Source organism: Tenacibaculum sp. 1B UA, assembly GCF_033978845.1.
Classification (GTDB): domain Bacteria; phylum Bacteroidota; class Bacteroidia; order Flavobacteriales; family Flavobacteriaceae; genus Polaribacter.
This window is the reverse complement of record NZ_JAKVUA010000001.1, coordinates 71,912-85,114: the sequence shown is the minus strand read 5'-3', so window position 1 is coordinate 85,114 and position 13,203 is coordinate 71,912. Positions and strand designations below refer to the sequence as shown.

Here is a 13,203-nt window from a genome sequence, read left to right as displayed (position 1 = left end):
AACAGTTTAACAATTACACAATTTTATATAAAACTTTTAAATACTGTGTTTTTTAGGGTGAATTCTAGGAGCAAAAATATTCCTGCTAGAAATACTAAAAAACGATATTTTTCTGAGTAATTATAATATTTAAATTCTTCGATTTTAGTTTTTTCTAGCTTATCGATTTCGTCGTAAATTTCTTTTAATTTGGTGTTGTTAGTTGCTCTAAAATATTTCCCACTAGTTTCGCTGGCAATATGCTTTAGTAAGCTCTCATCAATTTCAACAGGTTGGTTTTTAAAAGAAATTTTACCAGTTCTTGGATCTTTAGCCCAAGGGAAAGGAGCCATTCCATTAGTTCCAATTCCAATAGTATAAACCTTAATTCCGTTTCCTTTTGCTAAATCAGTAGCAGTCTTAGGATCAACAAAACCAGCGTTATTAACACCATCTGTCAATAAGATAATAACTTTACTTTTGGCTTTGCTATCTTTTAATCTATTAACAGCAGAACCTAAGCCCATACCAATAGCAGTTCCACCTTCTAGCTGCCCCCATTTAATTTCTGAAATGGTTCTTTTTACGATAGATTTATCACTGGTTATCGGAGTTTGTGTAAAACTTTCTCCTGCATAAACTACAATACCAATACGATCATTTGGACGTCGGTTTATAAAGTCAGTTGCAACTCTTTTTAAAGCTTCCAGACGGTTTGGTTTAAGGTCTTTTGCCAACATACTGGCCGAAACATCAACAGCCATTACAATATCAATTCCTCGATTCGTCTTAGTTTTTTTACTAACAGCTACATTTCTAGGGCGTGCCAAAGCAACTATTAAGCAGGTTAATGCTAATAACCTTAAGAATTGTAGTAAAGGTTTTAGTTTAGGCAAAATTGAACCCTGTGCTTTAAAACCTTTAGTACTTGGCATTCTAAGCTGAGCACTATCTTTTTTTTGGGTATGAAAACTCCAAAAAGCTAATAAAGGAATTAATACTAGCAACCATAAAAACTCAGGACTATGAAACTCGAAATTATTCCACTTCATCATCTTCTTCTTGTTTTTTAGGTTTTAAATTGTCTATTATAAGCTTTGCATCTTTTCGATCTTCCTCTATTTCATGAGATAAAGGTTTCGATTTTGCAAACTTAACTAAATCAGACTCTTGTAAAAGTCCTTTTAGTTTATCAATAATTTCCTTAGGAGCTTCTATTGACTTTGTGTCGTTGAAATCTTTTAATACATCAATTAATTCATCAGTAGTACTTTCTAAGGCAGGAACATGTAACTCTCGTTCAATATAACCTCTTATGATGTCTGTTAATTCACTATAATACTTTTTAACCTGATTATTTTGCCATAATAATTTTTTGTCTAACTGCTCTAGCTTTTGGATGGCCTCTTCATAAGGAGGCAATAAAGGAATAATAATCTTTTCTTCTTGTTCTTTTTTCTTTTTGAAAACAAAGAAATAGAGTAGTGTCAAAATAACAATTAAAGCTATTATAACCCACCAAATATATTGTTTGAAATCATCAAGTTGATATGGTTCTCCTTTAATTCCTTTAATTGGAAATTTTTTAACTTTAGTAGTGTCGATAGGAACCGTAGCTACGTTAACTAATAAACTATCGGTTAAGTAAGCTTGGTTTCTAATAAATATTTGTTGTTTTGGAATGTAAAAAGCACCGCTATCAAAACCTGTTAAAATATATTTTTGGATTAGCTTGTTTTCAATGGTATCAATTTTTAATGTATCAATAACCTCCAATCCTTTTAAGTTTTCTAACTTAGGAATGATAACGTTTTCGGTTTCGTCAACAGATATTTTATATTGAAATTGTTCACCAATTCTGATGTTTGTTGTATCAATTTCTACTTTTACCTGAGGTTGTTGTGCAAAGGCAAAAGAAGTTAAAAACAAGCATATGTAAAGTAGTTTGTGTTTCATTGTTTGTTCTTATCCTTTTCGTTTAAAATAACCTAACAGTTTTCGTACATAACTCTCATCAACTCTAGTGCTAATTGTTCCTGCACCACTTTTTGTAAAAGTGGTTTCAAAATAATCAGACAAACGTAAAGCATTTGCTTTGTAATGAGTTCTAACTGATTTAGAACTAGTGTTAACTAGTTGTGTTTTTCCAGTTTCGGCATCCATCATAGAAACCATCCCTAGGTTTGGAATTTCTTCGTCGTGTTTATCGTATACACGTATGCCAGTTACGTCATGTTTATTACCAACAATTTTTAATGTACGTTCATAATCATCATCCATAAAATCAGAAAGCATAAAAACAATAGCTTTCTTTTTCATAATGTTTGATAAAAACTTGAGAGCTTCACTAATATTGGTTTGTCTACTTTTTGGTTGAAACTCAATAAGTTCACGAATAATTCTTAACACATGACTTTTTCCTTTTTTAGGAGGAATGTACAGTTCAACTTGATCTGAAAATAAAATTAAACCAACTTTATCGTTGTTTTGAATAGCAGAAAACGCTAGTGTAGCTGCAATTTCTGTAACGGTATCTTTTTTAAATTGTTCAGAAGTACCAAAAAATTCAGAACCAGAAATATCGACCACCAACATCAAGGTAAGTTCACGTTCTTCTTCAAAAACTTTCACATAAGGTTCGTTATAACGAGCAGTAACATTCCAGTCAATTGCCCTAATGTCGTCTCCGAATTGATATTGACGAACTTCAGAAAAAGTCATACCCCTACCTTTAAAGGTTGAATGATACTCTCCTCCAAAAATATGATTAGACAACTTACGTGTCTTTATTTCTATTTTTCGAACTTTTTTTAGTAACTCTTTTGTATCCATATTTTCAATTGTCAGTTAACAGTTATCAATTAATCAGTAAAATATTTTAAGCTGATAATTGCTTATTGATAATTGATTAAGGTACTTGCACTTCGTTAATAATAGAATTGATAATATCTATAGATGTTATATTCTCAGCTTCGGCTTCATACGTAATACCAATTCTATGACGTAAAACATCGTTTACGATTGCTCGAACATCTTCAGGAATTACATACCCTCTTCGTTTAATAAAAGCATAGCATTTTGCAGCTTTTGCTAAGGCAATACTACCACGAGGAGAAGAACCAAAACTGATAAGTGGTTGTAGTTTTTCTAAATTATATTTTTCAGGATAACGAGTTGCAAAAACAATATCTAAGATATATTTTTCAATTTTTTCATCCATATAAACCTCATTAACTACGTTACGAGCTTTAATAATTTGTTCTATTGAAATTACAGGATTTATTTTTTGAAAACTTCCGTTTAAGTTTTGACGCATAATAAGCTGCTCGTCTTGTAATTTTGGGTAATCAATTACTGTTTTTAACATAAAACGATCTACCTGTGCTTCAGGGAGCGGATAAGTTCCTTCTTGCTCTACTGGGTTTTGAGTAGCCATTACTAAGAAAGGCTCATCTAACTTAAAAGTTTCATCACCAATCGTAATTTGACGCTCTTGCATGGCTTCTAATAAAGCAGATTGAACTTTAGCAGGCGCACGGTTAATTTCATCGGCTAATACAAAATTGGCAAAAATAGGTCCCTTTTTAATTGAGAAATCATTTTCTTTTACATTGTATATCATGGTACCTACTACATCGGCAGGTAATAAATCTGGAGTAAACTGAACACGACTAAAGCTTCCGTCAACAGCTTTAGAAAGTGTGTTAATTGCTAATGTTTTTGCTAGCCCAGGTACACCTTCTAATAAGATATGTCCATTTCCTAAAAGTCCAATTAGTAATCGTTCAATCATGTGTTTTTGACCTACAATTACTTTATTCATTTCTGTAGTTAATAAGTCTACAAAAGCACTTTCTCTTTCTATTTTTTCATTGATGGCTCTTACATCTATATCCATAGTAATTGAAATAAATTAGAATTTATATGAAACAAAGCTACAATAATAGTGTTTTTTTAGTTGTTAAAAGTTGGTTAAACCTTGTATTTACAAGCTAAAAGGTGTTGTTCTTTAAAGTTAAGTTTTTGGTTGTGTGTTTTATGTTACTGAAAATAAGTTGTTTATAATTTGTTTTTGTGAGTAAAAAAAATGAAATTTAGCTTCTACTAACTTTAAACTTAAATTTTATGAAGAAAATGTCTTTTAGCAAAACGTTGCTAATTAACGCACTTATCTTTCTGTTTTCTAGTTTTGTTTACGGGCAAACAATAAAAGGAAAAATTGTGGATGTAAATGGAGAAAGTATTCCTTTTGCAAACATTATAGAGAAAGGAACAACAAATGGTACCACTTCTAATGAGAATGGTGAATTTAGCTTAAATATAAAAACCTTTCCGGCAGTAGTAACAATATCTTCCTTAGGGTTTGTTATAATAGAAAGGAATATAGCTAATACAGAAGCTTTTTTACAAGTAACATTACGAGAAGATTCTGATGTTTTAGAAGAAGTAGTGATCTCGGGGCTAGCATCTACTGTGAAAAGAAAAAACTTAGCAAATTCTGTGGCTACTATTTCTGCTGAAAAGCTGGCAGGGGTTGCACCACCACAAACATTAGACGGGGCTTTAGCAGGGAAGTTTACAGGAGCTGTGATAACATCGAATTCAGGAGCACCAGGAGGAGGATTGTCTGTGAAGTTAAGGGGAGTAACATCAATTAATGGTAATTCTCAACCTTTGTATATTATAGATGGTGTTTATGTAGATAATAGCAGTATTTCTTCTGGAGGGCTAAATGCAGTTTCTCAAGCTTCAACAGGTGGTAATGCTTCTTCTCAAGATAATGCTACTAACAGGATAGCAGATATTAATCCGAATGATATAGAAAACATAGAGATATTAAAAGGGGCTTCAGCTTCAGCTATTTACGGTTCAAGAGGTGCGGCTGGAGTTGTAATTATAACAACTAAATCAGGTAAAACAGGAAAAGCCAGAGTGAATTTTTCACAATCTGTGGGGTTTAATGAAATAATTAATTTACAAGGACAAAGAAAATGGACAGAAGAATTAGTTGAGTCTCAATTTCCAGGAGAAGGTGTGCTTTACACAGCAGCAAAAAATGCTGGTAGATTAAGAGATTATGAAAAAGAATTATTTGGAGAAAAAGGAATAATAACAAAGACTAATTTAAGTTTATCGGGAGGGTCTGAAAAGACAACTTACTTTGCAGGTTTTTCAAGAAGTCAAGAAGATGGAATTGTAAAAAATACAGGATATGATAAGACTTCAGTAAGATTGAATTTAGGGCATCAGTTAAATGAAAAAATGAAAATATCATTATCAAGTAATTATATAAATTCTTCAGCTGATAGAGGTTTTTTTAATAATGATAACTCAGGTGCGACTATTGGGGTAGCTTTAACAGCGACAAGACCTTGGGATTACTTATTGCCAGATACAAATGGTAACTATCCAGATCACCCTAATAATTCTTCAAATCCTCTTCAAACAAGAGATTTGATGACTAACAACGAAAAAATTAAAAGATTTATTGTTGGAGGGTCTTATGAATATGATCTGTATAGAAATGATAATTCAAGTTTAAAATTTGTGGCTAAAGCTGGTACAGATCATTATACTCTTACAGCTACTGTAATTTTCCCTAAAGAATTACAGTTTATGAGGCCTGATAATGGTGGGGTAAATGGTCTTACTGCAATTAGTAATACGGTAAATACAAACTCAAACTATTCAGCTTTTTTAGTGCATAATTTTAGTACAAAAAATGATCTAAGATTCGCAACACAAGCAGGTCTTACAAACGAACAATTTTCTCAAAATATAGTGAGGGTAACAGCAACAGATTTGATTGCTTCAGAAACAAATGTAGACCAAAGTGCTAATCAAAATGTTAATCAATTTAGATTAGAACAAGAAGATTTTGGATTTTATGTTCAAGAGGCTATTAATTATCAAAACAAGATAATTGCAACTTTAGGCGTAAGAGGAGATAAATCAACAAATAATGGAGATCCAAATGAGCTATTTTATTATCCAAAAGCATCTTTAGCTACGAATCTGCATAATTTTAAGTTTTGGGGAGAGAAAAAAGGATTTAATAGATTGAAATTGAGAGCGGCTTATGGTGAAGCAGGAACTTTTGCTGCATTTGGTTCTTTATATACTACATATGGAAATACTTCAATAGACGGGAACGTAGGTATTATTGTACCAGGAACTAGAGGAAATGCTGATATAAAACCAGAAAGACAAAAAGAATTAGAAGTAGGATTTGATGCAGGTTTTTTAAATGATAGATTGTCTTTAGAATTCACATATTATAAGAAAGATGTAGAAGATTTGTTATTGACTGCTAATATTGAGCCATCTACGGGGTATGTTACAGAGTGGGTAAATGCTGGAGAACTCCAAAATAAAGGTATTGAAGTAGGGTTGAATGCGAAGGTTTTTGACTCAGAAGATTTTACATGGGATTCAGGAATTAGCTGGTATAGGAATAGGTCGAAAATGACAAAACTGAATGTTCCAACATTTAACCTTGGAGGTTTTGGTAATAGTTTAGGGCAGTTTCAAATTGAAGAAGGAAAAAGTGTAACTCAAATTGTTGGGACGACTGGACCAGGAACACCTGTGATAAAATTAGGAGATGCTGAGCCAGATTTTCAAATGTCATTTAATAATACTTTAAAATATAAAAATATAAGCCTATCATTTTTATGGCACTGGAAAAAAGGAGGAGATAATATAAACTTATCTAAATTATTGTCAGATTTTGGGGGAACTAGTAATGATTATGATGAGATTACTTTAGATCCAAATGGAGTTATTCCAAATGGAACCTATAGGATTAATAATGGTTTGTTTGCTGGTAATGCAAGACCTTTTGTAGAAGATGCTTCTTATTTAAGACTTAGAGAATTAGGATTGTATTATAGTTTTGATAAAGAAGTGTTAGAAAATGTTTTTAGTGGAGCAGTTTCTAGTCTAAGACTCGGTTTCTCTGGGAATAATCTAATCAATATTTTTGATTATAATAGTTATGATCCAGAAGTGTCTAATTTTGGAGGAAACGGGCTCTCTACTGGGGTTGAGGTGACTCCTTTCCCATCTTCTAAAAGATACATGTTCCATCTATCAGCACAGTTTTAATTTTAAAAAGAATAACAATGAAAATAGCAAAAAAAATAAGTATAGTAACTTTAGCAATAACCTTACTAGGACTTACATCTTGTGAACTTGATGGTGGAGAAAGTTTAAATGGAGCAAGCACAGGGTCTATATCTTCTGATTTATCTAGAGGGGAACTACCTCAAGCTGTTTCAGGGGTTTTGTCGGATATGAGAGTTCGTCTAGCTACACAGGTTGATGTGCAAAGTATATTAGGTAGGGAGTATTATTATTTCACAAATTCAGATCCAAGGTTTGAAGGTGATGTTGTTACTGGAAATTTAGACAATAACACTTTTTATACTACCGCTCCTTGGGGCGCAAGATATGCAGCTATAAAGGATATTAATCTAGCTTTACAAGGATTGGAAAATACTACATCTGACTTTTCAGCTGAAGAAATAGCAGCTACTAGAGGGGTATTAAATACATTAAAGGCTCATGAATTTTTAATGTTGTCAAATAATCAAGCAGGTAATGGAATACGTTTAGATGTTAGTGATCCTGATAATTTGGGACCAATTGTTGATTATACAAGTGCTTTGACAGCAATTTTTAATCTATTATCAGAAGCTGCAACGGATCTTGAAAATGGTGGTTCTGATTTTCCGTTTGAATTAGGAAGTGGATACACTGGTTTTAACACACCTTCTTCTTTTTTAAAGTTTAATAAAGCTCTCAATGCCAGAGTAGAGGCATATAGGGGAAATTACGCAAATGTCTTAACCTTATTAGCTGATTCTTTTATTAATATGAATGGAGATTTAAACCTTGGAGCATATCATACTTTTTCATTAGCAGGAGCAGATTTAGCTAATCCACTATTCATAGCATTAAATCAGGAAGCAAATGTAAGGGTTGCTCATCAAAGTTTTGTTACTGATGCTGAGGCAAATGACAGTAGAGTTGATAAAGTTGTGCTAAGAGATAGTCCGAGAGAAGCTTCAGGTTTAATAGGGACTCATGATGTATGGATTTATCAATCTAATACTCAAAGCGTACCAGTAATTAGAAATGAAGAATTAATATTGTTATATGCAGAAGCAAATATGGTTAGCTCGCCAAGTGATGCTGTAATGGCAATCAATGTCATTAGAAATGCAGCAGGATTGGCAGCGTACACAGGAGGAACTTCAGAAATGGAATTAACTAATGAAATTTTAATGCAGAGAAGATATTCTCTTTTTGGTGAAGGGCATAGATGGGTTGATATGAGGAGGTTTAATAAATTAGATGAATTACCTAACGATAGAAGTACAGATAATGTACCTTCAGCAGTGCCAATACCAGCAAATGAAAACATTTAAAGTTAATATTTGAATTAATTATAGACTAAAAGGTTGGAATAGTAATATTTTCAACCTTTTGTTTTAATATTCTTTTAATCTTAAAACATTATCTTCAAAAACAGCATAGGTAAAATACTGAATCCAGTCACCAGTATTTAAATAAGCACTATTCTCTTTAAGCTGAATCTCTAATGGAAGGTGTCGGTGTCCAAATACAAAATAATCATAGTGTTTAGTTTCTAATTTTCGTTTGCAATACTGAACCAGCCACTCATTGTCTTCTCCTAAAAATTTAGCATCCTCATCACCAGAAATCAATTTGTTTTTTACGGACATATATTGTCCTAATCGAACACCTAAATCTGGATGTAGCCAACGAAACATCCATTGAAATAGCGGGAATGTAAACACTTTTTTCATACGTTTATATCCTCTGTCTCCAGGGCCTAATCCATCACCATGACCAATTAAAAACAATTTATCGTTAATTTTAAATTCTTGAGGAGAATGATATACAGGAATGTTTAATTCCTTTTCAAAATAATCACGCATCCATAAGTCGTGATTCCCAACAAAAAAGTAAATCGGGATACCGCTATCTTTTAGCTCAGCAAGTTTCCCTAAAACACGTATGAAGCCTTTAGGAACTACTGTTTTGTACTCGAACCAAAAATCGAATAAATCACCCAAAATAAAAATAGCCTCAGCGTCTTTTTTTATTTTATTTAACCATGTAACAAACTTTTGTTCACGAGGAAAACTAGCTTCAGAAGTTGGAGCTCCTAAATGTTGATCGGAAGCAAAATAAACTTTTTTATTATTAGAAATATTGATTGAAATCAAATCGTAAATTTTGGTAAAAATAAGTATTTTACCTAGAGTTTACACAAACAAATTTTGGCTACATTTGTTTATATACTTGCAAAAAGCTTTATTGATGAATCCATTTGACGACACCTACTTTATGAAAAAAGCTTTACAGGAAGCTGAACTAGCCTTTGATAAAGGCGAAGTTCCTGTGGGCGCGGTCATTGTTTTTAATAGCCAGATTATAGCGAGAGCACATAACTTAACGGAATTGCTAAATGATGTTACCGCCCATGCAGAAATGCAGGCATTTACTGCAGCAGCTGATTTTTTAGGAGGGAAATATTTGAAAGGTTGTACGTTGTACGTTACGTTAGAACCTTGCCAAATGTGCGCTGGTGCAAGTTACTGGACACAAATAGGCAAAATAGTGTACGGAGCTAGTGAGCCTAAACTTGGTTTTTCTGTTTTAGAAACCAAATTACATCCAAAAACAAAAGTAATATCAGGAGTTTTAGAAGAAGAATGTGGCTTTTTGTTGAAGAAGTTTTTTAGTGAAAAACGCAATTTAAATTGACGATAGTCATTCCGAACTTGTTTCGGAATCTCATTATGAGAAGTTGAAATTAAGTTTAACTAAATAACATTAAAATAATGTTTGTTGTTTTGCTCCACTTTCGTATTCCAATAACCATTTTTTACGCCAAACACCACCTGCATATCCTGTTAACGAGCCATCAGAACCTACAACTCTGTGGCACGGAATAACGATCCAAATAGGATTTTTACCATTGGCAGAGGCTACCGCACGAATAGCTTTTACATCTCCTAATCGTTTGGTTTGCTCTAAATAAGATCTAGTTCTTCCGAAGGGAATATTTAACAGTTCATCCCAAACGGATTGTTGAAAAACTGTTCCTTTCGGATTCAATTTTAGATCAAACGCTGTTCTTGTTCCAGCAAAATATTCATCTAGTTGGGTAACGCATTCTTGCAAACAAGTTGGAACTTTTGTTGGATTTTCAATGTCATCATCTATTACAGAAATTGATTGAATTCCATTTTCATTACCTTCTATTTTGGTAATTCCTATAGGAGTTTTATAATATGTGGTTTGTAGGTTAGACACCAAAAACGTTTTTAGAGTTCTGCGTTGTAATTTCTGAAATTTCTTCGAAAGTTAATCCATAAATATCAACTAACTTATCCACAACATTAGTTATGTAGCTACTTTCATTACGTTTTCCTCGGTATGGAGTAGGAGCTAAGTAAGGAGAATCAGTTTCTAATACAATATGTTTGATATCTATTTGATTTAGAAACTTATCAATTTTTCCGTTTTTAAAGGTTGCAACACCACCAACTCCTAATTTCATATTATAAGAAATTGCTTTTTCAGCTTGTTCTAAGGTTCCTGTAAAACAGTGGAAAATTCCGTATAAATCGTCTCCTTTTTCAGTTTCTAAAACTTCAAAAATTTCATCAAAGGCATCACGGCAATGAATTACAATCGGCAACTTTTTCTCTTTTGCCCATTGAATTTGAGTACGAAAAGCTTCTTGTTGTTGCGATAAAAAAGTTTTGTCCCAATACAAATCGATACCAATTTCACCAATCGCATAAAAATCACGTTTGTCTAACCACTCTTTTACATGTGCTAATTCTTCTTGATAGTTTTCTTTTACTGAAGTTGGATGCAATCCCATCATTAAAAACACATCGCTCGGATAATTTTTTTCTAAATCAAACATACGTTCTGTATACGAACTATCAATCGCAGGAATAAAGAAACGAGAAACGCCAGCTTCTTTAGCACGTTGTATCATTTCATTTCTGTCTTCGTCAAACTGACTTGAATATAAGTGAGTGTGTGTATCTGTAATCATTTATTGCTGTATCTTTACGGGACAAAAGTACGAGAAATGGCAAGTTTGAAAAAAGTATTACGAAAAAAGAAGTACATCAAGATAAAACTTAAAAAAATGGTGACGAATCATTTACAGTTGAACGCAGAGATAAACGGTGTTAAAGGAAGATTTATTTTAGATACTGGAGCTTCTAATTCGTGTGTTGGATTGGAGTTAATAGAACGTTTCAAGCTTATTTCTGAAGAAAGTGAAATTAAAGCAGCAGGAGCAGGTGCTACCGATATGGAGACACAAAAATCAGAAAACAATTCACTTAAAATAGGGAAATGGAAGACGAATGAGTGTGATTTGGTTCTGTTTGACTTAACACATGTAAATACAGCTTTAAAACAACATGATGCTGAAGAGGTAGATGGAATTATAGGAGCAGATATTTTAGAGGTAGGAAAAGCCTTTATTGATTATAATAAGAAGGCGTTGTATTTAAAGAAGCTTAAAAAGAAAAAAGTAAGGAAATTAAAAGTTCCTTTCTAATGTTGTGGCTCTATGTATAAATTTTTATAATGCGAATAGATTCAATACTAGAATGAAAACTCTAAAGATATTTTTTATAATAAAACACTGTGATAGCTATGAAAATAAATAAATTGTTTTTAACTATTTTGTTTTAGTTTGGGTAATATTTGGCTTAATTATTTATATATGGGAACTCTCTTATATTATCTACAATAAAGAATATAGTGAATTTTTTACTTATAAAAGTTTAAAAACAACATTCTTACCTTTATCAATTATTGTTTTATATATTGTCACTTTCTTGAAAAAAAACAAAAACGAAGAATCTAATTAAAAATTCAAATAAAAAATCCGTAAGATACGTCTTACGGATTTTTTTATGTTTAATGATGATATTGTTCTAAGTTAATTAACTTAAAACCTCTTTAATTCTCTTGATTGCCTCACGTAATTGTAATTCAGAAGCAGCATATGATAAACGAACACAGTTTGGTGCACCAAAAGCTTCACCAGTTACTGTAGCTACATTTGCTTTTTCTAATAATAACATAGAAAAATCATTCGCATCTTTAATTTCTTTTCCTTGGATAGTTTTTCCAAAGAAATCAGAAATATCAGGAAATACATAAAAAGCCCCTTCAGGTACATTTAATTTGAATCCTTCGATTTCCCCTAATAAATCAAGAACTAAATCTCTACGCTTTTTAAATTCATCTACCATGTACTGTACTTTTTCTGGAGATGCTTTTACGGCAGTAATTGCTGCACGTTGTGCAATACAGTTAGTTCCTGAAGTAATTTGACCTTGCATTTTAGTACATGCTTTAGCAATCCATTGAGGAGCACCAATAAAACCAATTCTCCATCCAGTCATAGCAAAAGCTTTCGCTAATCCGTTTACAGTAATGGTACGGTCGTACATGCTTTCAATAGCTGCAAAACTAAATGGCTTAGCTCCGTAGTTAATATGCTCATATATTTCGTCTGATAATATGTATATATGAGGATGCTTTTCTAATACTTTTGCCAGTGCTCTGTATTCTTCCTCGCTATAAATTGTTCCACTTGGGTTGTTTGGCGAGTTAAAGAAAATCATTTTTGTTTTTGGCGAAATAGCAGCTTCTAATTGTTCTGGAGTGATTTTGAAATCATTCTCAATAGAAGACGGAATTTCTGTAAATTTAGCTTCACACAAAATTGCAATCGCAGAATAACTTACCCAATATGGTGCTGGTAATAACACTTCATCACCAGGGTTTAATAATACCTGAGCTACATTCGCAATTGATTGTTTTGCTCCTGTAGAAACGACTACTTGATTTGGAGCATATGTTAGGTTATTATCACGCTTAAACTTTTCGCAAATAGCTTCTTTTAACTCTACGTACCCATCAACTGGAGTGTATGAGTTATAATCTTGGTTGATGGCTTCAATAGCAGCATCTTTAATAAAATCAGGTGTGTTAAAATCAGGTTCACCTAAGCTTAAACTAATGATGTCTTTACCCTTAGCTTTTAATTCTCTTGCTTTAGCAGCCATAGCCAAAGTTTGCGATACTGGTAAACTGTTAATTCTGTTTGATAATGCGTTTGACATTGTGTTGTTATGTTGTATGTTG

The 13,203-nt window shown here is 32.6% G+C and carries 12 protein-coding genes; 4 read left to right on the top strand and 8 right to left on the bottom strand.

Annotated elements, in window-relative coordinates:
• Positions 1-23: 23 nt before the first annotated feature.
• The 4 genes from MK851_RS00380 to MK851_RS00365 all read right to left on the bottom strand — a co-directional run bounded on the left by MK851_RS00380 (position 24) and on the right by MK851_RS00365 (position 3,877).
• A complete protein-coding gene (locus MK851_RS00380) occupies positions 24-1,031 on the bottom strand; it encodes a VWA domain-containing protein (protein WP_320241261.1) in 1,008 nt (335 codons plus the stop codon).
• The gene (locus MK851_RS00375) at positions 1,018-1,935 is read right to left on the bottom strand and encodes a hypothetical protein (protein WP_320240523.1); all 918 of its coding nucleotides are present in this window, start codon (positions 1,933-1,935) and stop codon (positions 1,018-1,020) included. Before MK851_RS00375 ends, MK851_RS00380 begins: the two co-directional genes overlap by 14 nt.
• A gap of 9 nt (positions 1,936-1,944) precedes the next feature.
• The gene (locus tag MK851_RS00370) at positions 1,945-2,811 is read right to left on the bottom strand and encodes a DUF58 domain-containing protein (RefSeq protein ID WP_320240521.1); all 867 of its coding nucleotides are present in this window, start codon (positions 2,809-2,811) and stop codon (positions 1,945-1,947) included.
• Positions 2,812-2,887: 76 nt separating this feature from the next.
• Positions 2,888-3,877 carry an AAA family ATPase gene (locus MK851_RS00365; RefSeq protein WP_115899400.1) on the bottom strand — a complete coding sequence of 330 codons (990 nt, stop codon included), beginning with the start codon at positions 3,875-3,877 and terminating at the stop codon, positions 2,888-2,890.
• 227 nt (positions 3,878-4,104) lie between these two features.
• On the opposite strand from MK851_RS00365, the gene MK851_RS00360 reads away from it, so the two are divergent.
• Positions 4,105-7,086, top strand: a complete 2,982-nt coding sequence (locus tag MK851_RS00360) for a SusC/RagA family TonB-linked outer membrane protein (RefSeq protein WP_320240518.1) — start codon at positions 4,105-4,107, stop codon at positions 7,084-7,086.
• A gap of 17 nt (positions 7,087-7,103) precedes the next feature.
• On the top strand, positions 7,104-8,411 hold the full coding sequence (locus MK851_RS00355; RefSeq protein WP_320240516.1) for a RagB/SusD family nutrient uptake outer membrane protein: 1,308 nt from the start codon (positions 7,104-7,106) through the stop codon (positions 8,409-8,411).
• 63 nt (positions 8,412-8,474) lie between these two features.
• Here the strand turns inward: MK851_RS00355 and MK851_RS00350 are convergent, their stop codons facing one another.
• Positions 8,475-9,227: a UDP-2,3-diacylglucosamine diphosphatase gene (locus tag MK851_RS00350; protein ID WP_320241260.1), complete on the bottom strand. Its 753-nt coding sequence runs from the start codon at positions 9,225-9,227 to the stop codon at positions 8,475-8,477.
• A gap of 100 nt (positions 9,228-9,327) precedes the next feature.
• Between MK851_RS00350 and MK851_RS00345 the strand changes: the two genes are divergently transcribed.
• Positions 9,328-9,777, top strand: coding sequence for a nucleoside deaminase (locus tag MK851_RS00345; protein ID WP_320240514.1), 450 nt, complete (start codon positions 9,328-9,330; stop codon positions 9,775-9,777).
• 69 nt (positions 9,778-9,846) lie between these two features.
• Here MK851_RS00345 and MK851_RS00340 read toward each other — a convergent pair whose 3' ends face one another.
• Positions 9,847-10,329, bottom strand: coding sequence for a methylated-DNA--[protein]-cysteine S-methyltransferase (locus MK851_RS00340; RefSeq protein WP_320240512.1), 483 nt, complete (start codon positions 10,327-10,329; stop codon positions 9,847-9,849).
• Entirely contained in the window at positions 10,322-11,086 is a 765-nt protein-coding gene (locus MK851_RS00335; protein WP_320240510.1) for a TatD family hydrolase, read from the bottom strand. The genes MK851_RS00340 and MK851_RS00335 overlap by 8 nt, the downstream gene beginning before the upstream one ends.
• 36 nt (positions 11,087-11,122) lie before the next feature.
• On the opposite strand from MK851_RS00335, the gene MK851_RS00330 reads away from it, so the two are divergent.
• Positions 11,123-11,602 (top strand): retropepsin-like aspartic protease, encoded by a 480-nt coding sequence (locus MK851_RS00330; RefSeq protein WP_320240508.1) that lies wholly within the window; start codon positions 11,123-11,125, stop codon positions 11,600-11,602.
• 391 nt (positions 11,603-11,993) lie between these two features.
• On the opposite strand, the gene MK851_RS00325 is transcribed toward MK851_RS00330, so the two are convergent.
• A complete protein-coding gene (locus MK851_RS00325) occupies positions 11,994-13,181 on the bottom strand; it encodes a pyridoxal phosphate-dependent aminotransferase (protein ID WP_320240506.1) in 1,188 nt (395 codons plus the stop codon).
• Between the last annotated feature and the right edge of the window lie 22 nt (positions 13,182-13,203).